This window comes from Roseovarius sp. B08 (genome assembly GCF_051417955.1).
Taxonomy (GTDB): Bacteria; Pseudomonadota; Alphaproteobacteria; order Rhodobacterales; family Rhodobacteraceae; genus Roseovarius.
In genome coordinates this window covers 4,034,195-4,055,709 of record NZ_JBPRLW010000001.1, presented here as the reverse complement: position 1 = coordinate 4,055,709, position 21,515 = coordinate 4,034,195, and the positions used below count along the sequence as shown (strand labels likewise).

Sequence of the window (21,515 nt, the reverse complement as noted above, 5' to 3'; positions counted from 1 at the left end):
ATGGGCTATATCGCTTGGGTAGAGTGTATCGCGCACAAGCAAAATGGCAAAAGCAATGAGCAATAAATCGGTCACAACCCCGTCAGCGGAAAGCCTTGCCGAAACGGCACGCAGGGAAGGCGGCAAGGGCCTGCCACCCGTGCACCTGTGGAACCCGGAGTTTACCGGCGAGATCGATATGCGGATCGCGCGGGATGGGACATGGTACCACGAAGGCACGGTGATCCAGCGGCAGGGCCTTGTGCGGCTGTTCTCGACCATCCTGAAGAAGGAGGGCGATCGCTATTTCCTTGTCACGCCGGTGGAAAAGGTCGGCATCGTGGTGGAGGACGCGCCGTTCGTGGCGGTGGATTTCGAGGCGGAAGGCGAAGGAGCGGCGCAGATGCTGGTCTTCGTGACGAATGTGGAGGACCACGTTCTGGCGGGGGCGGACAACCCCATTCGCGTGGAGCGTGACCCCGACACGGGAGAGCCGTCACCTTATCTGCACGTGAGGGCGGGGCTTGAGGCGCTTATCGACCGCAAGTCGTTCTACCGGCTGGTGGATCTGGGCGTGCACGAGGATGGCTGGTTCGGGGTGCGGTCGGACGGGGTGTTCTTTCCGATGATTCCGTCAGAAGACCTGCCAGCGGAGTGAGCGCAGGCGGAATTCGCGACGTTACAAGACGCAAAAAAACCCGATGCGCGGAGCATCAGGCGGATTGGTCGTTTCGGTCATGAAGATGGGTATCCCGGGTCGAAGTGGGCACCCGAAGGTGCCATGCCCCGACCCGGGAAGACGTCGAAGATTAGTACTTCGTCGTTACGGGCTCAGGCTCAACCGGAACCACGACTTCTTCTTGTTGTTGCTGTGCACAGGCGGCCAGGCCGACGGTTGCGATGAGAGCAGCAATCATTGCGATCTTGTTTTTCATGTGAACAAATTCCTTCCATGTCACGCGCCCGATACTGTGTTTGAACGCGATTTGTTGTCAACACAAGAGCTTGCGCAAAAACGCGAATCTCCGGCTGCTATGGCTTCTAGGACAGCATTTTTATCACGTAAACGCCTTTTTGAGCGGGATTCCGCGATTTTCATCAGGTTTTGCGCTGTTGCAACTGTGTTACTTTTGCAATTCGCCTTTGAAAATCTGCTTTCCCGACGCGGCAATCGCCCTAATGCGCGGGCGCATGATTCCGGAGCGGCGTGCCTGGTTCCCAGGCGTTTTGCATGTCTCAGTGCGCTTCGGCCCAGTTGGTGCCGAAACCGGCGTCGACCACCAGCGGCACGTCAAGATGCAGTGCCGGGCGGGCGGCCTCTTCCATCACCCTGCGGGCGGCGTCGATCACCTTGTCTTCGTCACCAGTCGTCACCTCGAACAGCAGTTCGTCGTGGACCTGGAGCAGCATTTTGCACGGCAGGCCTTCGATGGCGTCGGGCATGCGAATCATCGCGCGGCGGATGATGTCGGCGGCAGTGCCCTGGATCGGCGCGTTGATCGCGGCGCGGCGGGCGAACCCGGCGCGGGGACCCTTGGCGCCGATCTCGGGCGTGTGGATCTTGCGGCCGAAGAGGGTCTGGACGTGCCCGTGCTCCTTGGCGAAGGCGACGGTGTCGTCCATGTAGGTGCGGATACCGGGGAAGCGTTCGAAATAGCGGTCGATGAAGGCCTGGGCGTCGGCGCGGGGAATGCGCAGGTTGCGGGCGAGACCGAAGCCGGAGATGCCGTAGATCACGCCGAAATTGATCGCCTTGGCGCGGCGGCGGATTTCGGGCGTCATGTCGTCCATCGAGACGTCGAACATCTCGCTTGCGGTCATGGCGTGAATGTCCTGACCGTCGCGAAAGGCGTCCTTGAGCGCGGGGATATCGGCGATATGGGCGAGGATACGCAACTCGATCTGACTATAGTCGAGTGCGACGAGGGTGTTGCCCTCTTCGGCCACGAAGGCCTCGCGGATGCGGCGGCCTTCCTCGGTGCGGATGGGGATGTTCTGCAAGTTCGGATCGGTCGAGGCGAGGCGGCCCGTGCTGGCCCCGGTTTGCACGTAGGAGGTGTGCACGCGGGCAGTTTCCGGGTCGATATGGTCTTGCAGCGCGTCTGTATAGGTGGATTTCAGCTTGCTGACCTGGCGCCAATCCATCACGCGGGCGGCAAGGTCGTGTTCGGTGGCCAGATCCTCGAGCACATCCGCAGGCGTGGAATACTTGCCGTTCTTGCCACGCTTGCCCCCCGGCAACCCCATCTTGTCGAAGAGGATGTCGCCCAGCTGCGCCGGGGAGCCGACATTGAATTTTTCGCCCGCAAGCTCGTGGATTTCAGCTTCGAGGCCGGCCATTTTCTGGGCGAAGGCGGCGGACATGCGGGACAGGGTGTTCTTGTCGACCTTGATGCCGTTGCGTTCCATCTGTGCCAGCACCGGAACAAGCGGGCGTTCGAGCGTCTCGTAGACGGTGGTGACCTTCGCGCGGTGCAGCTGCGGCTTGAAGCTGTGCCAGAGGCGCAGGGTGACGTCGGCATCCTCGGCGGCGTATTTTACCGCCTCGTCGATCGGCACGCGGTCGAAGGTGATGGCGGCTTTGCCAGTGCCCAGAAGGCCCTTGATGGGGATGCAGGTATGCGACAGGTAGCGTTCGGCGAGCGTGTCCATGCCGTGGCCGTGCATCCCGGAATAGAGCGCGTAGGACATGAGCATCGTGTCGTCGATGGGCGCCATGGCGATGCCGCAGCGGGCCAGGATCTTGGTGTCGTATTTCATGTTCTGCCCGATCTTGAGGATCGACGGATCCTCGAGCACGGGTTTCAGGACGCCGAGCGCCTGTTGCATCGGGATCTGCCCGTCGAGCAGCGTATTGGAGCCGAAGAGGTCGTCGGCATTGCCGTCCTTGTGGCCTAGCGGGATGTAGCAGGCCTCGCCCGGGTCGATGGAGAGGCAGATGCCGACAAGATCGGCCTGCATCTCGTTGAGCGAGGTCGTCTCGGTGTCGATCGCGACATAGCCGCGGGCGGTGATGCGCTCGATCCAGGTTTGCAGCGCGTCCATGTTCGACACACGCTCGTATTTCGAGGGGTCGATGGCGGGCCAGTCGGGGGCGCTGTCTTCCCCTGTTGCTGGCGCGGCGGGCTCGGGGATGGCGGGGGCGTCGACCTCCAGCGCGTCGGCGATGCGCTTGGTAAGGGTGCGGAACTCCATCTCTGTCAGGAAGGCCAGCAGCGTGTCGGGATCGGGATCGCGCACCTCGAGGTCTTCGAGAGTGAAATCGAGCGGGGTGGCGCAGTCGAGCTGCACGAGCTTCTTGCTGAGTTCGATCTGCTCGCGCTTTTCGATCAGGGTCTCGCGGCGCTTGGGCTGCTTGATCTCGCCAGCGCGGTCGAGAAGCTCTTCGAGGCTGCCGAATTCGTTTATCAGGAGCGCTGCCGTCTTGATGCCGATGCCGGGGGCGCCGGGAACGTTGTCGATGCTGTCGCCCGCAAGAGCTTGCACGTCCACGACGCGCTCGGGACCGACGCCGAATTTCTCCTCGACGCCTTCGCGGTCGATGCGGCGGTTCTTCATCGCGTCGAGCATTTCGACGCCGCCGCCGACAAGCTGCATCAGGTCCTTGTCGGAGCTTATGATGGTGACGCGCCCGCCGGCGTCGCGGGCCTGGACGGCAAGGGTGGCGATGATGTCGTCGGCCTCATACCCTTCCATTTCCTTGCAGGCGATGTTGAAGGCCTCGGTGGCGCGGCGGGTGAGCGGAATCTGCGGGCGCAGATCCTCGGGCATTTCCTCTCGGTTGGCCTTGTAGGCGGCGTACATGTCGTTGCGGAAGGTGTGGCTGCCCTTGTCGAAGATCACCGCGACATGGGTCGGCGCGTCGGCGCCGGTGCTGTCCTCGACATATTTCTGAAGCATGTTGCAGAAGCCGGAGACCGCGCCGATGGGCAGACCGTCGGACTTGCGTGTCAGCGGCGGCAGGGCGTGGTAGGCGCGAAAGATGAAGGCCGACCCGTCGATCAGGTGCAGGTGATGTCCCTTGCCGAATGCCATGTGCCGCGCCTTTCCTTGCTGTCGGGTTACGTATCTCACGCCCGCCATGGCAGTTCCAGCCTGACTTTTTGCCGGGCGTCAGCCGGGATGAAACCAGTGGTGCGAGAGGGTCACGGCATAGGGTGTCGGGGTCCAGGCGCCGAAGGGGATGCCGGCGTGGCGCAGGGTGCGGGAGACCCAGGTGTTGCAGGTGCGGAAGATGTGGAATCGGCCTTTTGCTGCAAAGAACAAGTCGGAGTCGGTGAAGCCGGGGGCCGGGAGAGGGAGGGCGTCGTGGTCCGCGTTCAGTTTCAGCTGTTTCAGGATCGCGTTCAGGAGCGCGGAATACTGCGCCGGGGTTATCGTCAGGACCGGGCTGTCGAATTCAACCGGCAGCGGCCCGATAACGTCGGCGCGCAGAACCGCGTCATCGCCGGTGACGGCGCGCCAGAGCGTGGCGGCGGGGACATCGCGATAGGGGCCTTCGTGTGTGTAGAACGCGCGGCTGCCCCAGCCGATCGCCAGCCATTCGGCCCGAGGGTCACCGAGGGGCAGGCCAGCCTGTTCGAGGTGCAAGAACCGGGACCGCGTGCGGGGTGTCAGTGGCAGGAGAAGGTCGTAGTGGATCGGGCTGGCCACGAGACGTATCTCGACCGTGGGGTCGTCGTCGGCCGGTACCGGCGAGAGTGGGCCAGGGATCAAGGCACCCGGAACGGAGGCAAGGAAATAGAGGCAGACCAGCGCGACGAGCCCGAGCGTGACGCGGACGACGGCCTTGCCGGCGGTCCGGAATGCGTGGCTCAGACCTTGCCCTCGAAATCGCGGTGCACCAGCTTGGCGTCGCAATAGGGGCATTCGACGAAACCGATGTCCCGCGGGATGGTCAGCCATACGCGCGGGTGGCCCAGTGCGCCTTCGCCGCCATCACAGGCCACGCGGTAGCTGTCGACGATGCGGGTTTCGGGGGCTTGGGTCACCATTGACGGCGTTCCTTTTGGCTGCAAGTAGGTCCGGGGAGACTATAGCCGAGATATCCTGGGGACAAGAGCCGCCATGCCGACAAATGCAATCGAAGTGAGAGGCCTGGAGAAGGTCTATGGCGGTGGCAAGCACGGCATGTCCAAACCGGCGCTGACGGGGGTGGATCTTGACGTGCCCAAGGGGTCGGTCTTTGGCCTGCTGGGGCCCAATGGTGCGGGCAAATCGACGCTGATCAACATCCTGGCCGGGCTGGTGACCAAGACCAAGGGGCAGGTGAAGATCTGGGGGTTCGACCAGGACGTGAACCCGCGGCAGAGCCGGGCGTCGATCGGCGTGATGCCGCAGGAGTTGAACCTGGACCCGTTCTTTGCACCGCGCGCGGCGCTGGAGGTTCAGGCAGGTTTGTATGGCGTACCCAAGAAGGATCGGCGCAGCGACGAGATACTGGAACTTGTTGGGCTGAGCGACAAGGCCGAGGCCTATGCGCGGACGCTGTCGGGGGGGATGCGGCGGCGGCTGCTGTTGGCCAAGGCGTTGGTGCATCACCCGCATATCCTGGTGCTGGACGAGCCGACGGCTGGCGTGGATATCGAGCTGCGTCAGATGCTGTGGCAGAACGTGCGCAAGCTGAACGAACAGGGGATGACGATCATCCTGACCACGCATTACCTGGAGGAAGCCGAGGAGATGTGCGACGAGATCGCCATCATCAACGAAGGCGCGGTCGTGGCACGGGACAGCACGGCGCATCTGCTGCGCCAGATGGACCGCCGGACCATGGTGATCGAGCCCGAGGCCGACCCGGTGGCGCTGCCCGAGGGCGATGGGCTGACGGTGGAGACGCGGCCCGGCGGGCAGGTGGCGATCAGCTATCGCTCGACCAAGATGTCGGCCGAAGCGGTGCTGGAGGCGGTGCGGGCCTCGGGGATGCGCATCCGGGACGTGCGGACCGAGCAGGCGGACCTGGAAGAGGTGTTTTTGGAACTCACGCGATCGCGCTAGGCGCCTATTTGTCCGAAAGCCGTTTCTCGATGGCGCGCAAGCGTTGCAGCACCTCTTCGCGGTAGTCGTCGGTACGCTCGTTGGCCTCGAGGTTGTGGGCGTCCTGCATCGAGTTCACGATGAGACCGACGACGAGGTTTACCACGGCGAATGTCGTGACGAGGATGAAGGGCACGAAGAACATCCACGCGTAGGGATAGACCTCCATCACCGGGCGGACGATGCCCATGGACCACGATTCCAGCGTCATGATCTGAAACAGGGAATAGCCCGAGCGGCCGATGGTGCCGAACCACTGGTCAAAGAGCGCGGCCTCTTCGGGCGTGCAAGCCGGGCAGCCGCCTCCGAACAGCTTGGTCGCCATGACCGAGCCGATGTAGAACAGGATGCCCATCAACAGAAAGACCGACCCCATGCCGGGCAGGGCGTTCATCAGCCCCTCGACCACGCGGCGCAGGGACGGCGTGACCGACAATATCCGCAGCAGCCGCAGGATACGCAGGGCGCGCAGGACCGACAGCCCCTGCGCGGCTGGGATGAGCGAGATGCCAACGATCACGAAGTCGAAGACGCTCCAGCCGTTGCGGAAGAAGGCGGCGCCGCGGGCAAAGAGCTTCAGTCCAATTTCGACCACGAAGATCGCGAGGCACACCTTGTCGAGCATGACGATCAGCGGGCCGGCGGCCTGCATCGCCCGGTCTGACGTTTCCAGACCCAGAACCGCGGCGTTGAAGAGGATCACCCCGAGGATGAAATTCTGGAAGCTCTTCCGGCTGACGAGGGCTTCGACTCGGGCGCGCAGGGATTGCGATTGGGTCTGGGTGGACTGGCTCATGGCGCTGGATATGGAGCAGGGCGCAGTCGGGCGCAAGATGCGTCCGAGGTCAGTCTTCGGCCTTGGCCAGCATCCGCCCGAGACCACAACCGCCCAGGATATGAAGGTGGTAATGCGGCACTTCCTGCACGCCGGCCTCGCCCGCGTTGGAGATGGTGCGGTAGCCCGGTTTGCCGTCGCCTGGCGATACGCCGGTCATGGCGCAGACCTGCGCGGTGACGCGCATGAAATCGACCAGTTCGGCCTCGGACGCCTCGGCGGCGAAATGATCGTGGCAGACGTATGGCCCCTTGGGGATCACCAGCACGTGCACCGGGGCCTGCGGCTGGATGTCGTTGAAGGCCAGCGTGTGCTCCGTTTCCAGCACGGTGTCGTTGGAGATCTCGCCGCGGATGATCTTGGCGAAAATGTTCTGGTCGTCATAGGCAAAGGACATGATGTGCGGCCTCAGTCGGCATAAAGGTGATCGGTTCTGGCAATCTCTAGCGCCTTGTCGGGCGCGATATCAAGGAAGCGCGCGATGAGGTGGGCGTTATCCTCGGGATCGCTGGACTGTTTCATGATGCGGTGATTCTCGAACTCCGCGTCGCGGATGCGGTCGGACTCGAAATTGATGTCGCCGCGGATCGTGGGCAGCAGGCGTTCCAGCGTTTCCTTGGGGGTCTGGGTTCCGGCCAGCCCAACGCGGCGAGCGTGGCCCACCAGGTAGGCATCGGAAAATTCACACTGGATTTCCAGAAGCTTGGTTGTGGAGCGGTCGTTGCAGAAATCCTCGAGCAGGTCGATATTGCCGGGGTCCATGCAGACGATCAGGCGGTCGGTCTCGAAGTAATCGAACAGCATCCGCATCAGCGCCCGGCGGTGGCGGGTGCGTTTGCCCAGCGTCGCCTGGATGCCGCCCAGATCGGGCAGGTGGGTGTTTTCCTCGTTGAAGAGGTACTCGATGGCCGGCACGTTGGTGACCTGGCGGATCTTGTCGATCATGCGCTTGGCGACGTGCCATTTCTTGCAGATGATGATCATCAATTCGCGTTCGCGGCCCAGGGTGCTTTCTGTTTCCCAGAAGCGCAGGGCGAAGCGGCGGCCGATGCGGCCCCGGCCGGTGAGGAACTTGAACAGGCTGCGCCCCTCGTCGGAGATGTTGAAGCGGGCGTTTTCGTCGGCGTAGAGCGCGCCGAGGCGGGTCTTGAGCTCGATCGCTTCGGGACTGATCTTGCGGGCGAAAAGGGCGTCCTGGCTGAGCAGCAGGTCGTAATGATCGTTGTAGAAGGTGACCGGCATCCCGTAATCGGTGAACATCAGGAAGGTCAGCGTGCGGGTGCGGATCTCGTTTTCCGGGACGAGATGGCGCACGAGGGTCTGAAAGAAGGTCTCGTCGGGGATCCAGGTGGTGCGGAAAAAACGCATCACGTCGCGGCGCTTGCGGGTGAAATCGAGAATCCACTCGATGGTGCGGCGGCGCAGGCACCACCACTGGCTGCCGATCTGGATCTGCAGGTCGGCGGGGATCTCACGCGTGAGGCGTAGTTTTCTCTGGAGGTTGAAGGAGGTGTAGAACAGCCATTTGTGGGTCCGTTCGTTGAAGAAATGGCGGTAGATCAGCCGCTCTTCCTTCATGCCGGTCTTGATCCAGTCTGACGAGAAGTAGTCGAAGCTTTCGATGTAATCGACATCGTGGGCGTCGAGGAAATCGTGGGCATAGCGGGCCGACTTGATCGCGGCGCAGTCGCCCGACAGCATGTAGAAATGCGTGGCGCGGGGGAACGCGTCTACCGCCGCCTCGATCGCGTGGAGCGTGGCCTGCACAAGCGACCACTCGCCCCAGCCGCACCTGACCCGCTTGCGGGCGAACGAGACGTTGGGATTACCCTTCAGCGCCTCGCGGATCTTGCGGTAATGCTCGGGCTTGGCGCGGGCGTCGAAGTGGATCGACATGTAATCGCCGGCGGCGGTCAGCATGTTGGCCTGTCCGATGATCGCATCGGGGTCCTTGTGGCACAGAAGAATGAAGGCGATCCTGGCCATGGGCGAAGCGATTGACCTGCTCTTTCGTCGATTGCTTATAGTGATAGAGATGAACAGCCGTTGAATAAACAGGCTTTCTTTGGTTTTTTTAACGGGTTAAATACGAATTGACCCGAGAAAAACCAAAGCGACGGGCATGGAGGCAGGTAAATGGGCTTTCCCGGTACATGGATGACGGAAAGCGAGAGCATGGTCTATCGCGTGGTGCCGAAATGCGCCTGCTCGACCATCGGGCAGATCATGTATTTTTCCGACCACGGGGAGTTCTTCGATGGCGATATCCACGACGCGACCGACGGGTTGCACAAGTGGGCCCGCGACGAGAGCCAGCCGCTGATCAAGGCCAATGTGCGGACGCACACATCCTATGCGTTTACCTGCGTGCGCAACCCCTATACCCGCATCCTGTCGTCGTTCTTTGACAAGATCTGCGGCATCCAGCGCAACGGCAAACGGTATCGCGGCAAGCTGGTGCCGCTGTTGATCCAGAAATACGGCATCGAGGTGGGCGGCGAGGATGGAAAGCAGGAGTTCGACCAGATCAAGAGCTTCCGGCGGTTCCTGCTGTTCGCGCGCGACACCATCCGCTGGAAACGGCCGATGGAGCCGGACATCCACTGGTCGTCGATGTCGGGGCATGTGTCGACCTTTATCGTGAACGGCGGCAGCTATGACAAGATTTTCTGGACGGAAGAGTTCAACGCCGGGATGGCGGATGTTCTGAAGGCGACCAAGACGCCGAAAGAGGTGGACCTGAAAAAGATCCCGCGTTTCAACGAGAGCGAGGGGCACGGGCCGAAACGGGCGCACCCGGTCGAGGATTATTTCGACGACCTGTCGATGCACCTGGTGAAAGAGATCTATCACCGGGATTTCGAGCTGTTCAAATACGATTTCGACGACCCGTCGAACAAGATGCCCATCGGTGAGATCGACCTGGACGAGGTGCACGCCAAGCTGGGCGAGTAGGCGGAGTGCGCGGTCCGCGCACGCTGTCTTGTCTCGTCGTCGTGCCTCCTCCTCGGGCGTTTGGCGGCGTGACGCTTCCTCCGACCGTCAAAGAGATGACGAGCCCGAAGATTCAGATACTCGGATGGCCGACGCCGGCCTTTCCTACGGCCGCGTGACGATTGCGCTGTCCGTCGGGACCGCGGCGGAAAATCTCATTTTCCGAGCCATTTTCTTCGAAAGAAAATGGCCCCGGTCAGATCAGCCCTTCTGCCTTGAAGAGCGCCTTTACATCGGCGTCGGGCCGCGCGCCATAATGACTGATCACTTCGGCCCCGGCGATGCACCCCATGCGGCCCGCCACGTCCAGCGAGACGCCGGTGGCCAGCCCGTAGAGGAACCCGGCGGCGAACTGGTCGCCGGCGCCGGTGGTGTCAACGGGTGTGACCTCATCGACGGGGACGGTCACGCTCTCTTCGCCTTTCACGATCACCACATCATGGCCCGAGCGGGTGCAGACGATCAGCCCGCTTTCGGAGGCGGCCTGTTCCAGCGCGGCACCGAGATCTTCGGTTTCGTACAGGGCGGACCATTCATGTTCATTGCCGATGACATAGTCGAGTTCGGTCACCAGCCTGCGAAAATCGGCGCGGTGCCGGTCGACGCAGAACGGGTCCGACAGGGTGATGCCGGCCATGCCGCCCGCCTCGCGGCAGGCGCGGGCGGCGGCGAGGAAGGCCGCCTTGCCCTTGTCCTTGTCGAAGAGATAGCCCTCGAGAAAAAGCAGGCCGGCGCCGCCGGCGACCGTATCGTCCACGTCGTCGGGGCCGAGTTCGGTCGAGATGCCGAGATAGGTGTTCATCGACCGCTCGCCATCGGGCGACACGAAGATCATCGAGCGTGACGTGGGCAGTTCGCCGTTGCTGGCGGGCGCGTTGACGAAATCGGCACCGGAATCCGCCATTTCGCGGGCGTAGTCGTGGCCCAGCGCATCGTCCGAGACCCGGCCGATGAAGGCAGTCGTGAGGCCCAGCGCCCCCAGCCCCGCGATGGTGTTGGCGACCGAGCCGCCCGCCATCTGGGTGCGGTTCTGCATGTTCTCGTAAAGGTGTTCGGCCCGATCCTGTTCGATCAGCTGCATGATGCCTTTCTCGATGCCCATGCGGGACAGGAAGGCGTCGTCGGCTTGCGAGATCACGTCGACGACGGCGTTGCCGATGCCGACGGCCTGGTACTTGGTCAAAGTCTTTTTTCCTCGAATTGGCACAGGTCACGGATGATACAGGTCTGGCACATCGGGGCGCGGGCCTTGCAGTGGTAGCGGCCGTGCAGGATGAGCCAGTGGTGGGCGTGCTGCTGGAAATCCACCGGCACGTTGTCCTCGATGGCACGTTCGACGGCGTCCACGTCCTTGCCCGGGGCGATCCCCGTGCGGTTGCCGACGCGGAAGATGTGCGTATCGACCGCTTGCGCGGGATAGCTCCACCACATGTTCAGCACCACGTTGGCGGTCTTGCGTCCGACGCCCGGCAGCGATTGGAGGGCGGCGCGCGAGTTGGGCACCTCGCCGTCGAACTTGTCGATCAGCATGCGCGACAGTTTCATCACGTTCTTGGCCTTGTTTCGGTAAAGGCCGATCGTCTTGATGTGCTCGATCAGCTCTTCCTCGCCGAGATCAAGCATCTTTTCCGGGGTGTCGGCGATCTTGAAGAGCTCGCGCGTGGCGCGGTTTACCCCGGCATCGGTCGCCTGCGCCGAAAGGGCCACGGCGACCAGAAGCGTATAGGCGTTCACGTGGTCGAGTTCGCCCTTGGGTTCGGCGGAGGCGGCCTGAAACCGGGTGAATATCTCGCGGATTGTCTGGTAGTCGAGTTGCTTGGCCATGACAGTCCTTGTGCCCGCTTTGGTGCGGATGCGCAACATTCGGGTCGCGGTGATCGGGGCGTGCGCGTACATTCCCTGCATCGAATGGAGACGTCACATGACTGCCGGGATCAACACCGAAATCCGCGACGGGTATCATTTCAACGTCATGCGCCGGGCGATCGACCTGATCGACGCGGGCGGGCCCGGTGTGCGCCTGTCGGATCTGGCCGGCGACATGAACATGAGCCCGGCGCATTTCCAGCGCCTCTTTACGCAATGGGTGGGCGTCAGCCCGAAGCGGTATCAGCAATACCTGGCGCTGGGCCAGGCCAAGGACCTGCTGGCCGAGCGGTTCACCACGCTGGATACCGCGAATGAGCTGGGTCTGTCGGGGACGGGGCGGCTGCACGACCTTTTCCTGCGGTGGGAAGCGATGAGCCCCGGCGAGTTCGCGCGGCGGGGTGCGGGGATGAAGATCTTCTGGGGGTGGTTCGACAGCCCGTTCGGCCTGGCACTGGTGATGGGCACAGAAAAAGGCATCTGCGGGATCGGGTTCGCCAGCGAGACCGGCGAAGAGGCGGCGATGGAGGACTTGATCTCTCGTTGGCCCAACGCCGACTTCGTCGAGGACCCGATGATGTTGCGCCCTTGGGTGTTGCAAGCCTTCGGCGCGGGCGATCAACAGGGCGAGAAAGTGCCGCTTTACATGATCGGTGCGCCCTTTCAGATCAAGGTGTGGGAGGCGCTGATGCAGATCCCCTCGGGCCATGTGACGACCTATTCGGAAATCGCGCAGTCCATCGGCAATCCGCGGGCCGTACGCGCCGTTGGCACGGCGGTGGGGCGCAACCCGGTCAGTTTCCTGATCCCGTGCCACAGGGCGCTGCGCAAATCGGGCGGACTTGGCGGGTATCACTGGGGCCTGCCGGTGAAACGGGCGATCCTGGCGTGGGAAAGTGCGCGGGCCGAGGCGGGGTGAGCCCCTTTTTGGCGCAGAGAATGGGCCAGGATGTGCATTTCCTGCCGGCCCCATGGCGGTCGGCCTGACGGTTTTGCGCGGATCATCGCCGGTTTCCCCGCAGAAATCGCTTGGGCCTTGGACACAAATTGCTTAGAATCATCGTCAGACCCGGCAAACGGGCATTTGAAACATGAGGCATCAGGATGAGCATTTCACACAAAACCGTCACTCTTGTTGCGGGCCTTTCGCTGATGGGCGTCACCGCCTGCACCAGCCCGTCTTACCTGGACGACACTGCCGTCGACCGGAACCAGAAGGCCAAGCAGGGCGCGTTGCTGGGCGGGCTGATCGGAGCCGGCGCGGGAGCGCTGGTGGCCGACAAGAAGGTCAAGGGCGCGCTGATCGGCGGTGCGGTCGGCGCGGCGGGCGGCGCTGTCGCGGGCAACATGCTGGACAAGCAGGAGGCCGAGCTGCGCAGCAACCTCGGCAATAACAACGTCGATATCCAGAACACCGGCGACCGTCTGATCGTGACGTTGCCGCAGGACATCCTGTTCGACGTGGACAGCGCGACGGTGCGGCCGGGGCTGCGCAGCGATCTGGCTGCGGTGGCACAGAACCTGCAGAATTACCCCGACAGCCGCGTGCAGATCGTGGGCCATACGGACAATTCCGGCGGGGCCGAGCATAACCAGGCCCTGTCCGAGCGGCGGGCCAATGCCGTGGCGGACGTGCTGATGAACGGCGGCGTGGCGTTCAGCCGGATCGATGCGTTCGGCCGGGGCGAGGACGTGCCGGTGGCGTCGAACCTGACCGAGGACGGCAAGGCGCAGAACCGCCGGGTGGAGATTGTGATCCTGCCCAACGCGGTCTGACGCCGGCAAAGATTATTCGTCGAATAATCCGGCGTTGAATTGAGTGGCCCCGCCGGATGGACCGGCGGGGCACTTGCGTTTCGGGCGGTGGCTTCAGCCGAAGACGCGGCCCAGGGCCTCGTCCACCGAGGCGACGATCTGGTCGATGTCGTCCTTGGTCGAAATGAGCGCGGGGGAGAAGCACAGCGTGTTGTTGAAGCCCGGGATCGAGCGGTTGGTCACGCCGATGATCGTGCCTTGTGCCATGCAGTCGGCGACGACGGCCTGCGCCTGTTTCTCGGGCACAGGCTCCTTGCTGGTGCGGTCCGAGACTAGCTCGGCCCCGAGGAAGAGACCCTTGCCGCGGACCTGACCGATGACGGCGTGCCTGTCGGCCAGCGCGTTCAGCTGGTCCGTCATGTAGTCGCCCATCTTCGTGGTGTTCTCGAGCAGGCCTTCTTCCTCGATGATGGCGACGTTTTCCAGCGCCGCGGCGGGGCCGGCGGTGCAGCCGCCGAAGGTCGAGATGTCGCGGAAGTAGTTGAGGGGGTCCTCGACGTCGTCCTTGAACATGTCGAAGACCTTTTCGTTGGTCACGCAGCAGGCGATGGCGGCATAGCCGGAGGCGACGCCCTTGGCCATGGTCACGAAATCGGGCTCGATCCCGTAATGCTGGTAGCCGAACCAGTGGGTGCCGGTGCGGCCCACGCCGCAGACGACCTCGTCGATATGCAGCAGGATGTCGTACTTGCGGCAGATCTCCTGCACGCGGGGCCAGTAGCCCTCGGGCGGGGTGATGACGCCGCCGCCGGCAGTGACCGGCTCAAGGCAGAGCGCGCCGACGGTGTCGGGCCCTTCGGCGAGGATGACTTCCTCGATCGCGTTGGCCGCGGCGATGCCGTACTCCTCGCCGGTCAGGTCCCATTGGGCGCGGTATTCAAGGCAGTGCGGCACGCGCACGAAACCGGGTGCGAAGGGGCCGTATTGCGCGTTGCGCTCGTCCTGGCCGCCCGCCGACATGGTGCCGATGGTCGAGCCGTGATAGTCGCGCTCGCGGTAGAGGATCTTGTATTTCTTGCCGCCATAGCGCTTGTGCGCGATCTGGCGGACCATCTTGAAGGCTTTCTCGTTCGCTTCGGAGCCGGAATTGGTGAAATAGACCCGGCTCATGCCCGGCATCTTGGAAATCAGCTTTTCCGAAAACATCGCGCCGGGGATCGAGCCCGCGGAGCCCGCGAAATAGGGCAGCTTGATCAGCTGGTCGCGAATGGCGTTGGCAATGCGCTCGCGGCCATAGCCCACGTTGACGGTCCAGACCCCGCCGGAGACGGCGTCGATATGTTCCTTGCCGTGCTGGTCCCAGACGCGCATGCCCTTGCCCTCGACGATGATCTTGGGGGCACCGGTCTGGAACGGCTGATGTTGAATCAGGTGGTGCCAGACATGGGCGCGGTCGGCGTCCACGACTTTGTCGATATCATTCAGCAGGTTGCCATCCATCGGAAACTCCATCGGGTCAGGCCCGGCACGGTGGCCGGGGGCGGATGAGTGCACATCGGTGCGATTGCCGTATAATCAGCCTCGAAACCGCGTCTGTCGATAGGGCCAGGCTGGTTCAATAATTAAGTCCAGGGAATGCCGCCGATGCCCAGCAGAAGGGTTAAATTGTGGCTATTCTGCTGATTTCTGAGACGGTTTTTCCGAAACTTCGGTTCAGAAAGGTGGAAGAAGCCCTGTCAGCCAGACAAAATCATTGATCGGAATCGTAAATTCGGCTCGGATGAGGCCGCATCTGCCATCGGGGGCAGCGTTGCGGCACCATGCTGCACGCCCCGCAAAGATGGCGCAAATAAGAAATGACACTCCAGGGAGACAAAGAAAAATGACACTCAAGTCAAAACTCATGGCGGCCACCACCGGCGTGGCGCTTATGGCGGGCGCTTCGGCTTCGGCGCAGGAGATCACGGTCGGCTATTTCCTCGAATGGCCGATGCCGTTCCAGTATGCCAAGGCCGAAGGCATGTATGACGAAGCGATGGGCATGACCGTGAACTGGGTCAGCTTCGACACCGGCACCGCGATGAGCGCCGCGATGGCGTCGGGTGATGTGCAGCTGGTGGTGAGCCAGGGCGTGCCGCCCTTCGTGGTGGCCACCAGCGCGGGCCAGGACCTGCAGATCGTCGACGTGGCCGTGTCCTATTCGGACAACGACAACTGCGTCGTGTCGGCGGCGCTTGAAATCGACAAGGACAGCGCGGACGAACTGGCCGGCAAGAAGGTCGCCGTGCCGCTGGGCACCGCGGCGCATTACGGGTTCCTGAAGCAGATGGACCATTTCGGCGTGTCGCTGGACAGCCTGACGGTGGTCGATATGGCCCCCGCCGAAGGGCAGGCCGCACTGGCGCAAGGCGCCGTGGACATGGCCTGCGGCTGGGGCGGCGCGCTGCGCCGCATGAAGGAAAGCGGCAACGTGCTGTTGACCGGCGCCGAGAAGGAGGAACTGGGCATCCTGGTGTTCGACGTGACGTCCGGCCCGGCGTCGTTCATCGCCGAAAACCCGGACGTGGTGTCGAACTTCCTCAAGGTGACGGCGGAGGCCAACGCCATGTGGGCGGACGAGGCCAACCACGAGAAGATGCTGCCGGTGATCGCCGAGGACGCGGGCATGTCGGAGGAAGACACGATGGCCACCATCGAGACCTTCGTCTTTCCGCCGGTGGACGAGCAACTGACAGAGAAATGGCTGGGCGGCGGCGCGCAGGAGTTCATGAAGGGCGTCGCGGACGTTTTCGTGGAGTCCGGCTCGATCGACGCGGCGAAAGCCTCTTACGAGACGAACGTGAACACCGGCCCGCTGGAAGCGGCCGCGCAATAACGCTTTGCACAAGACACCCGCGGGCCGCACGCCGGTCCGCGGGACCGCACCACACCAAAAATCCGAAAACGGAAGGGGGCAGGCATGTCGACATTGAAGATCGACAATATTTCCATGCGCTTCGATTTGCCGAATGGTGGTCATGTGCAGGCGCTCAAGGACGTCTCGCTGGAGTTGCAGAGCGGCGAATTGTTGAGCGTGCTGGGGCCGTCCGGCTGTGGCAAAACCACGCTTTTGAATATCGTCGCGGGATTTCTTGCGCCGACCGAGGGCAAGATCACGCTGAACGACCACAAGGTCACGGGACCGAACGCCGAACGCGGCATGGTTTTCCAGCAAGGCGCGCTGTTCGAATGGATGAGCGTGCGCGACAACGTCAGTTTCGGCCCCCGGATGAAGGGCGAAAGCAAGAAAACCTACACGCCGACCGTCAATCACCTGTTGGATGTAGTGGGCCTGAAGGACTTCAAGGAAAAGGCGATTTACGAATTGTCCGGCGGGATGCAGCAGCGCGTGGCGCTTGCCCGCTGCCTGGCCAACGATCCCGACGTGATCCTGATGGACGAACCCTTGGGGGCGCTCGACGCGCTGACCCGCGAAAAGATGCAGGGGCTGGTGCTGAAGCTCTGGAAGGAGACGGGCAAGACGATCATCCTGATCACCCACTCGGTCGAAGAGGCGCTGCTTTTGGGTGAACGTCTGTTGGTGATGGCGCCGCGGCCGGGGCGCATCCACAAGGAATATCGCCTGCCTTTCGCCGACCTCGGTGTGGGCAAGGACCTGCGCGAGGTAAAGAAACATCCCGAGTTCAGTGAGCGGCGTGAGGAAATCCTCGAGATGATCTGGAACATGGAAGAAGAGATCATGGGCCGGGTGGAGGAAAGCGCATGACCGGGTTCATCGTTCTCGCGCTCTATGTGGGCGCGTTTTTCATTGCCTATCTCGCGGTCTCGGCGCTGTACCGGGCGTTCTTTGCACGGATCGACTATACCGCGCTGAAAACCGTGACCTTCGGTGACGAAAGCGCCGTGCGCCCGAACCGGGCGGCCAGCGTGCTGTCGGTGATCACGATCTTTCTGCTGTGGGTGGCCTTTACCAACTCGAGCCTGCCGCTGCCGCAGGCCTCGTCGCCCTATCTGGGGGAGGTGACGTTCACCTATACCTCCACCCTGCCGGACGGGCGGGCGGACGATGCCGAGGTGACCGTGCTGGTCTACCGCGAGGATATCAGCCAGACCATGGACGCCGAGGGCAACCCGGGGCGTATCCCGGCGGCGCCCGAGGTGGAGCCGGGCGAGGGGTTTGCCAAGAACGACAGCGTCGTGGTGCCGCGCTACGGCTACAAGGTGATCAACGTTCTGGGCAATGACGAGCTGGGCCGGTCCGAGGATGCGGTAATCACCGCGCTCAACGGGACCGAGGTGCAGGCCGGTGAGATGATACGGCTGCCAGAGGGCACGGTGGGGCTGACCGACAAGGGCACGCCGACCTTCTCGCCCTCGACCGGCAACCGGATGCAGCGGTTGTACCTGCCCGCCCCCGAGGTGACGGTGGAGCGATTCTTCGAGCTGAACGAGGAAGGGTACCGCAACTATACCCTTTGGCAGCATACGTGGATTTCGCTGCAACGGGTCTTGCTGGGCTTCTTCTTCGGCGCGCTGGTGGGGATTCCGCTGGGCTATGCCATGGGCCTGACCAACTGGGCGCGCGGCTGGTTCGACCCGATCGTCGAATTCATGCGGCCGGTGCCGCCGCTGGCGCTGATCCCGCTGATGATCATCTGGTTCGGCATCGGAGAGCAGTCCAAGGTGATCCTGCTGTTCCTGGCGGCGCTCTGGATCATGGCGATCGCGGCACGGGCCGGTGTGTCCGGCGTGGCGATTTCCAAGGTCCACGCGGCCTACTCGCTGGGTGCCAGCAAGATGCAGGTGCTGACCAAGGTGATCATTCCCAACAGCCTGCCGGAGATCTTCACCGGGGCGCGTGTCGCGATGGGGGTCTGCTGGGGCACGGTCGTGGCCGCCGAACTGGTGGCTGCCGAACGGGGCCTTGGCATGATGATCATGGTCGCGTCGAAGTTCCAGCTGACGGATATCGTCATCGTCGGGATCATCCTGATCGGGATCATCGGGTTCCTGATCGACGTGGGCATCCGGATGCTGGAAAAATGGCTGGTGCCCTGGAAAGGGCGCGTCTGACGCCAGCGCCATGACAGAGACGCCCGGCCGACGCGCCGGGCGTTTTCCGTTTCACGCCCGCATGTCCTTGGGCGAGCCCATCACCACGAAGGAGGTGATGGCGTTGACCTGCGGCAGGGTGCCGATGACGTCGGTATGAAAGGACTTGTAGGCGGGCAGGTCGGCCACCTCGATCCGCAGCAGGTATTCGACCGAGCCGGTGATGTTGTGGCATTCCACCACCTCGGGGGCGACGGCCATGGCGCGTTCGAAGGCGATCCCGCTGTCCTTGGTGTGGGAGTTGAGGCCAACCGTGGCGTAGGCTACGAAACCGACGCCCAGCTTGGAGCGGTCGAGCACGGCACGAAAGCCGGTGATGATGCCGCGGCGCTCAAGATCCTGCACACGGCGCAGACAGGCCGAGGGCGACAGTCCGACGCGTTCTGCCAGGTCGAGATTGCTGATGCGACCGTCGCGCTGAAGTTCTTGCAATATCTTGTCGTTAATCTTGTCCATGACGCGCATGGATTGCACAATTTCACTTCGAACGCAAACAAACGCAATTTCACTGCGCGACTTCCGCCATATGGTTGCGTCCATGACACTCGAACTGCTTATCCTTCTCACCGGCTTTGCCCTTGCCACGGTGATCACGCCGGGGCCGAACAATCTGATGCTGATGGCCTCGGGCGCCAATTTCGGGTTTCGCCGGACAGTGCCGCACATGCTGGGGATCACCTTGGGATTTCCCTGCATGATCGTTCTGGTGGGGCTGGGGGTGATGCAGGTGTTCGACCTCTGGCCGCCGGCCTACATGATCCTGATGGCGCTGAGCGTCGTGTATCTGCTGTACCTGGCGTGGAAGATCGCCAATGCCGCGCCGCCGAAGGAGGCGAAGGCCGAAGGCAAACCGCTGACCTTTCTGCAATCGGCGGCGTTCCAGTGGGTGAACCCCAAGGCGTGGAGCATGGCGCTCTCGGCGATCACGCTTTACGCGACCAGCCGGGACCTTGGCGCTGTCCTGTGGGTGGCCGGGGTCTACGTGGTGGTCTCGGTCGTCAGCACCACAAGCTGGACCGTGCTGGGTCAGCAGATGCGCCGCTTTCTGACCAGCCCAAAGCGTTTGCGGATATTCAACCGGGTGATGGCGGCATTGCTGGTGGCGACGCTGGTCCTGGTGCTGCGCCAGCAGGGCGCGGGATAGGCGTGGACTTGCGTGATCGCGGCGTTGCTGCGATGACGGCGGCCATGACGATCACCTTACTTCATACCGCCGAGGCGCACCGGGAGCGGTTCGACCGCATCCGCGACCGGATTGCACCGGACCTGACGCTGAACCATGTGGTGCGGCCGCGATGGCTGAAGCGAGCGCAGGAGGGGCGCGGCGCGGCGCTAGAGGACGAGATCGCTGGTGTGGTGGCGCGGGCCGCCGGGCCGGTGCTGTGCACGTGCACAACGCTGGGGCCACTGGCCGAAAAGGCGGGGGCGATGCGCGTCGACTGGCCGATGATGCGGGCGGCGGCGCAGGCGCAGGGGCCAGTTGTGATGGCGTTTTGCCTTGAAAGCACCTTTGCGCCCAGCCTTGCGTTGCTGGAGCGGGCACTGGCGGAAGAGGGCGCGCCGCAGAAAGTGTACCCCCTGCCGTTGCCGCAATACTGGCCGCTGTTCGAGGCGGGCCAGGCGGAGGCCTTTGATGCCGTGATCGCCGGCGAGGTGCGTCAGGCCGTGGACGCGCAGGGCGACGTGGCGGCCGTGGTGCTGGCGCAGGCATCGATGGCGGGCGCGGCGGCGCGGCTGGAAGACCTGGTAGTGCCGGTATTGAATTCGCCGGAGCTTGCGTTGAGGGCAGTGCTGGACGTGACGCGCGGTTAAAGCCGTTTGTACATGTAGGTCGTGGAATGGAGGGTGCGCCCGTCCGGGTCGAGGGCGAAATCAGGGATGACGCCTCCCACTTCGAAGCCCACGGAGGCATAGAGCGACTGCGAGGCGTCGCCGCTGCGGGTGTCGAGCGTGACGTTGGTTTTTCCCAAGCTGCGGGCGTGGTTCAGCGCCGCGCGCAACACCATGCGACCAAGGCCGCGGCGGCGGGCGGTGGGATGTACCATCATCTTGGCGATCTCGGCCCGGTGCGGCTGGTTCGAGGGCATGGCGGTGACAAGCTGGACGGTGCCGGCAAGCGTGTTGTCCAGGTGGGCGGTAAACAGGTTGCGCCGGTTGGCGGTCACTTCGGGAAAGACGTCGGTTTGCCAGAAGGCACGGGCCGTCTCGGGGTCAAGCGTATGCAGGAAGCCCACGGCGGCGCCATCGGCCACGGTGTCGATCAGCAGGCGGGCAAGGTTGTCGAGGTTCCGGTCCAACGCGGGGCCGGTCAGCGCGGCGATCCGGGGCGCGGTCATGCGAGCGCCAGAAGGTAGCGGGCGCCGTCTGACCCGGCGCGAAACTCAGACACGCCGTTCAGGCGGTAGCGCAGGCAATCGCCTGGGGACAGGCTGTGGGTCTGACCGTCGACAGTGATCTGCAACGCACCTTCCAGCAGCACGAAGTGATGTTCGTGACCCGGAACGCTGGGATGGTCGTAAGAGATATGTGCGTCCGGTTCGAGGGTGGCCTCGACCAGCTCCATTTGCAGATCGGCGCTGGGGGGCGAGACGTTGCGGCGGCGAAAGCCATGGCTGGCGTCGTGATAAACCGGCTGGGCGGTGCGGGCCACGAAGGCCTGGAACCGGCTTTCCAGCGGCGAGATCAGCTGAGAGATCGGCAGGCGCAGGGCGGTGGAGAGCTTGGCAAGCGTGTCGGCCGTGGGGCTGACCTCGCCATTTTCGATGCGCGAGAGGCTGGCGCGGCTGACGGTGCTGGCCTCGGCCAGGTCCGCGAGCGTGAGGTTGCGCGACTGGCGCAGGTCGCGGAGATGCTGGGCCAGTGGAGGCGTGGGGGAGAGGGTCGATTCCATAATTGAGAATTAATCCCAAATTTGGGATTCAAGCAAGCCCTCACGTGC

23 protein-coding genes are annotated in these 21,515 nt (G+C 63.2%); 10 read left to right on the top strand and 13 right to left on the bottom strand.

Annotation, left to right across the window (positions count from 1 at the left end):
- Positions 1–55: 55 nt before the first annotated feature.
- The gene (locus ACSQ76_RS20650; RefSeq protein ID WP_437158032.1) at positions 56–637 is read left to right on the top strand and encodes a DUF1285 domain-containing protein; all 582 of its coding nucleotides are present in this window, start codon (positions 56–58) and stop codon (positions 635–637) included.
- 151 nt (positions 638–788) lie between these two features.
- On the opposite strand, the gene ACSQ76_RS20645 is transcribed toward ACSQ76_RS20650, so the two are convergent.
- The 4 genes from ACSQ76_RS20645 to ACSQ76_RS20630 all read right to left on the bottom strand — a co-directional run bounded on the left by ACSQ76_RS20645 (position 789) and on the right by ACSQ76_RS20630 (position 4,973).
- Positions 789–914 carry a hypothetical protein gene (locus ACSQ76_RS20645; RefSeq protein WP_261391446.1) on the bottom strand — a complete coding sequence of 42 codons (126 nt, stop codon included), beginning with the start codon at positions 912–914 and terminating at the stop codon, positions 789–791.
- Positions 915–1,215: 301 nt separating this feature from the next.
- Entirely contained in the window at positions 1,216–4,014 is a 2,799-nt protein-coding gene (gene polA, locus ACSQ76_RS20640) for a DNA polymerase I (protein WP_437158031.1), read from the bottom strand.
- Positions 4,015–4,092: 78 nt separating this feature from the next.
- Complete coding sequence (locus tag ACSQ76_RS20635; RefSeq protein ID WP_437158030.1) at positions 4,093–4,695, bottom strand: DUF2459 domain-containing protein; 603 nt, start codon at positions 4,693–4,695, stop codon at positions 4,093–4,095.
- Positions 4,696–4,793: 98 nt separating this feature from the next.
- Complete coding sequence (locus tag ACSQ76_RS20630) at positions 4,794–4,973, bottom strand: zinc-finger domain-containing protein (protein ID WP_437158029.1); 180 nt, start codon at positions 4,971–4,973, stop codon at positions 4,794–4,796.
- Between the two features lie 73 nt (positions 4,974–5,046).
- On the opposite strand from ACSQ76_RS20630, the gene ACSQ76_RS20625 reads away from it, so the two are divergent.
- Positions 5,047–5,976, top strand: a complete 930-nt coding sequence (locus ACSQ76_RS20625) for an ABC transporter ATP-binding protein (RefSeq protein ID WP_437158028.1) — start codon at positions 5,047–5,049, stop codon at positions 5,974–5,976.
- Between the two features lie 4 nt (positions 5,977–5,980).
- Here the strand turns inward: ACSQ76_RS20625 and ACSQ76_RS20620 are convergent, their stop codons facing one another.
- From ACSQ76_RS20620 to ACSQ76_RS20610, 3 genes are read right to left on the bottom strand one after another with little or no spacing between them, the layout of a single operon-like run.
- The gene (locus ACSQ76_RS20620; protein WP_437158027.1) at positions 5,981–6,811 is read right to left on the bottom strand and encodes an ion transporter; all 831 of its coding nucleotides are present in this window, start codon (positions 6,809–6,811) and stop codon (positions 5,981–5,983) included.
- A gap of 49 nt (positions 6,812–6,860) precedes the next feature.
- Positions 6,861–7,247: an HIT domain-containing protein gene (locus tag ACSQ76_RS20615; RefSeq protein ID WP_437158026.1), complete on the bottom strand. Its 387-nt coding sequence runs from the start codon at positions 7,245–7,247 to the stop codon at positions 6,861–6,863.
- 11 nt (positions 7,248–7,258) lie between these two features.
- Positions 7,259–8,836, bottom strand: coding sequence for a DUF5928 domain-containing protein (locus ACSQ76_RS20610; protein WP_437158025.1), 1,578 nt, complete (start codon positions 8,834–8,836; stop codon positions 7,259–7,261).
- Between the two features lie 150 nt (positions 8,837–8,986).
- Here ACSQ76_RS20610 and ACSQ76_RS20605 point away from each other — a divergent pair, with 150 nt between their 5' ends.
- The gene (locus ACSQ76_RS20605; RefSeq protein ID WP_437158024.1) at positions 8,987–9,805 is read left to right on the top strand and encodes a sulfotransferase family protein; all 819 of its coding nucleotides are present in this window, start codon (positions 8,987–8,989) and stop codon (positions 9,803–9,805) included.
- 235 nt (positions 9,806–10,040) lie between these two features.
- Here ACSQ76_RS20605 and ACSQ76_RS20600 read toward each other — a convergent pair whose 3' ends face one another.
- A complete protein-coding gene (locus tag ACSQ76_RS20600) occupies positions 10,041–11,027 on the bottom strand; it encodes an adenosine kinase (protein WP_437158023.1) in 987 nt (328 codons plus the stop codon).
- Complete coding sequence (gene nth / locus ACSQ76_RS20595) at positions 11,024–11,668, bottom strand: endonuclease III (protein WP_306127445.1); 645 nt, start codon at positions 11,666–11,668, stop codon at positions 11,024–11,026. Before nth ends, ACSQ76_RS20600 begins: the two co-directional genes overlap by 4 nt.
- 97 nt (positions 11,669–11,765) lie before the next feature.
- On the opposite strand from nth, the gene ACSQ76_RS20590 reads away from it, so the two are divergent.
- Positions 11,766–12,629: a methylated-DNA--[protein]-cysteine S-methyltransferase gene (locus ACSQ76_RS20590; RefSeq protein ID WP_437158022.1), complete on the top strand. Its 864-nt coding sequence runs from the start codon at positions 11,766–11,768 to the stop codon at positions 12,627–12,629.
- A gap of 185 nt (positions 12,630–12,814) precedes the next feature.
- Positions 12,815–13,486 (top strand): OmpA family protein, encoded by a 672-nt coding sequence (locus tag ACSQ76_RS20585; RefSeq protein ID WP_437158021.1) that lies wholly within the window; start codon positions 12,815–12,817, stop codon positions 13,484–13,486.
- Positions 13,487–13,579: 93 nt separating this feature from the next.
- On the opposite strand, the gene ACSQ76_RS20580 is transcribed toward ACSQ76_RS20585, so the two are convergent.
- Complete coding sequence (locus tag ACSQ76_RS20580; RefSeq protein WP_437158020.1) at positions 13,580–14,965, bottom strand: aminotransferase family protein; 1,386 nt, start codon at positions 14,963–14,965, stop codon at positions 13,580–13,582.
- 382 nt (positions 14,966–15,347) lie between these two features.
- Here ACSQ76_RS20580 and ACSQ76_RS20575 point away from each other — a divergent pair, with 382 nt between their 5' ends.
- The 3 genes from ACSQ76_RS20575 to ACSQ76_RS20565 all read left to right on the top strand — a co-directional run bounded on the left by ACSQ76_RS20575 (position 15,348) and on the right by ACSQ76_RS20565 (position 18,538).
- Positions 15,348–16,340: a taurine ABC transporter substrate-binding protein gene (locus ACSQ76_RS20575; protein ID WP_437158019.1), complete on the top strand. Its 993-nt coding sequence runs from the start codon at positions 15,348–15,350 to the stop codon at positions 16,338–16,340.
- Positions 16,341–16,424: 84 nt separating this feature from the next.
- Entirely contained in the window at positions 16,425–17,231 is an 807-nt protein-coding gene (locus ACSQ76_RS20570) for a taurine ABC transporter ATP-binding protein (protein WP_306127450.1), read from the top strand.
- On the top strand, positions 17,228–18,538 hold the full coding sequence (locus tag ACSQ76_RS20565) for an ABC transporter permease (RefSeq protein ID WP_437158018.1): 1,311 nt from the start codon (positions 17,228–17,230) through the stop codon (positions 18,536–18,538). The genes ACSQ76_RS20570 and ACSQ76_RS20565 overlap by 4 nt, the downstream gene beginning before the upstream one ends.
- Positions 18,539–18,589: 51 nt before the next feature.
- On the opposite strand, the gene ACSQ76_RS20560 is transcribed toward ACSQ76_RS20565, so the two are convergent.
- Positions 18,590–19,042 carry an Lrp/AsnC family transcriptional regulator gene (locus ACSQ76_RS20560; RefSeq protein WP_437158017.1) on the bottom strand — a complete coding sequence of 151 codons (453 nt, stop codon included), beginning with the start codon at positions 19,040–19,042 and terminating at the stop codon, positions 18,590–18,592.
- 73 nt (positions 19,043–19,115) lie between these two features.
- Here ACSQ76_RS20560 and ACSQ76_RS20555 point away from each other — a divergent pair, with 73 nt between their 5' ends.
- Both ACSQ76_RS20555 and ACSQ76_RS20550 read left to right on the top strand, forming a co-directional pair.
- Positions 19,116–19,721 (top strand): LysE family translocator, encoded by a 606-nt coding sequence (locus tag ACSQ76_RS20555; RefSeq protein WP_437158016.1) that lies wholly within the window; start codon positions 19,116–19,118, stop codon positions 19,719–19,721.
- A gap of 44 nt (positions 19,722–19,765) precedes the next feature.
- On the top strand, positions 19,766–20,389 hold the full coding sequence (locus tag ACSQ76_RS20550) for a hypothetical protein (protein WP_437158015.1): 624 nt from the start codon (positions 19,766–19,768) through the stop codon (positions 20,387–20,389).
- Here the strand turns inward: ACSQ76_RS20550 and ACSQ76_RS20545 are convergent.
- Both ACSQ76_RS20545 and ACSQ76_RS20540 read right to left on the bottom strand, forming a co-directional pair.
- Complete coding sequence (locus tag ACSQ76_RS20545) at positions 20,386–20,913, bottom strand: GNAT family N-acetyltransferase (RefSeq protein ID WP_437158014.1); 528 nt, start codon at positions 20,911–20,913, stop codon at positions 20,386–20,388. The two genes, ACSQ76_RS20550 and ACSQ76_RS20545, sit on opposite strands and share 4 nt — an antisense overlap.
- Positions 20,910–21,467 carry a helix-turn-helix domain-containing protein gene (locus tag ACSQ76_RS20540; protein WP_437158013.1) on the bottom strand — a complete coding sequence of 186 codons (558 nt, stop codon included), beginning with the start codon at positions 21,465–21,467 and terminating at the stop codon, positions 20,910–20,912. Before ACSQ76_RS20540 ends, ACSQ76_RS20545 begins: the two co-directional genes overlap by 4 nt.
- Positions 21,468–21,515 lie beyond the last annotated feature (48 nt).

Excerpts from the sequence above, each read along its gene's own strand:
- ACSQ76_RS20555 (WP_437158016.1), top strand. The coding sequence starts at position 19,116 with ATGACACTCGAACTGCTTATCCTTCTCACCGGCTTTGCCCTTGCCACG.
- polA (WP_437158031.1), bottom strand. The coding sequence starts at position 4,014 with ATGGCATTCGGCAAGGGACATCACCTGCACCTGATCGACGGGTCGGCC.
- ACSQ76_RS20615 (WP_437158026.1), bottom strand. The coding sequence starts at position 7,247 with ATGTCCTTTGCCTATGACGACCAGAACATTTTCGCCAAGATCATCCGC.
- ACSQ76_RS20580 (WP_437158020.1), bottom strand. The coding sequence starts at position 14,965 with ATGGATGGCAACCTGCTGAATGATATCGACAAAGTCGTGGACGCCGAC.
- ACSQ76_RS20605 (WP_437158024.1), top strand. The coding sequence starts at position 8,987 with ATGGGCTTTCCCGGTACATGGATGACGGAAAGCGAGAGCATGGTCTAT.
- ACSQ76_RS20610 (WP_437158025.1), bottom strand. The coding sequence starts at position 8,836 with ATGGCCAGGATCGCCTTCATTCTTCTGTGCCACAAGGACCCCGATGCG.
- nth (WP_306127445.1), bottom strand. The coding sequence starts at position 11,668 with ATGGCCAAGCAACTCGACTACCAGACAATCCGCGAGATATTCACCCGG.
- ACSQ76_RS20650 (WP_437158032.1), top strand. The coding sequence starts at position 56 with ATGAGCAATAAATCGGTCACAACCCCGTCAGCGGAAAGCCTTGCCGAA.
- ACSQ76_RS20550 (WP_437158015.1), top strand. The coding sequence starts at position 19,766 with ATGACGATCACCTTACTTCATACCGCCGAGGCGCACCGGGAGCGGTTC.
- ACSQ76_RS20620 (WP_437158027.1), bottom strand. The coding sequence starts at position 6,811 with ATGAGCCAGTCCACCCAGACCCAATCGCAATCCCTGCGCGCCCGAGTC.
- ACSQ76_RS20570 (WP_306127450.1), top strand. The coding sequence starts at position 16,425 with ATGTCGACATTGAAGATCGACAATATTTCCATGCGCTTCGATTTGCCG.
- ACSQ76_RS20630 (WP_437158029.1), bottom strand. The coding sequence starts at position 4,973 with ATGGTGACCCAAGCCCCCGAAACCCGCATCGTCGACAGCTACCGCGTG.
- ACSQ76_RS20565 (WP_437158018.1), top strand. The coding sequence starts at position 17,228 with ATGACCGGGTTCATCGTTCTCGCGCTCTATGTGGGCGCGTTTTTCATT.
- ACSQ76_RS20625 (WP_437158028.1), top strand. The coding sequence starts at position 5,047 with ATGCCGACAAATGCAATCGAAGTGAGAGGCCTGGAGAAGGTCTATGGC.
- ACSQ76_RS20545 (WP_437158014.1), bottom strand. The coding sequence starts at position 20,913 with ATGACCGCGCCCCGGATCGCCGCGCTGACCGGCCCCGCGTTGGACCGG.
- ACSQ76_RS20645 (WP_261391446.1), bottom strand. The coding sequence starts at position 914 with ATGAAAAACAAGATCGCAATGATTGCTGCTCTCATCGCAACCGTCGGC.
- ACSQ76_RS20585 (WP_437158021.1), top strand. The coding sequence starts at position 12,815 with ATGAGCATTTCACACAAAACCGTCACTCTTGTTGCGGGCCTTTCGCTG.
- ACSQ76_RS20590 (WP_437158022.1), top strand. The coding sequence starts at position 11,766 with ATGACTGCCGGGATCAACACCGAAATCCGCGACGGGTATCATTTCAAC.
- ACSQ76_RS20540 (WP_437158013.1), bottom strand. The coding sequence starts at position 21,467 with ATGGAATCGACCCTCTCCCCCACGCCTCCACTGGCCCAGCATCTCCGC.
- ACSQ76_RS20560 (WP_437158017.1), bottom strand. The coding sequence starts at position 19,042 with ATGCGCGTCATGGACAAGATTAACGACAAGATATTGCAAGAACTTCAG.
- ACSQ76_RS20575 (WP_437158019.1), top strand. The coding sequence starts at position 15,348 with ATGACACTCAAGTCAAAACTCATGGCGGCCACCACCGGCGTGGCGCTT.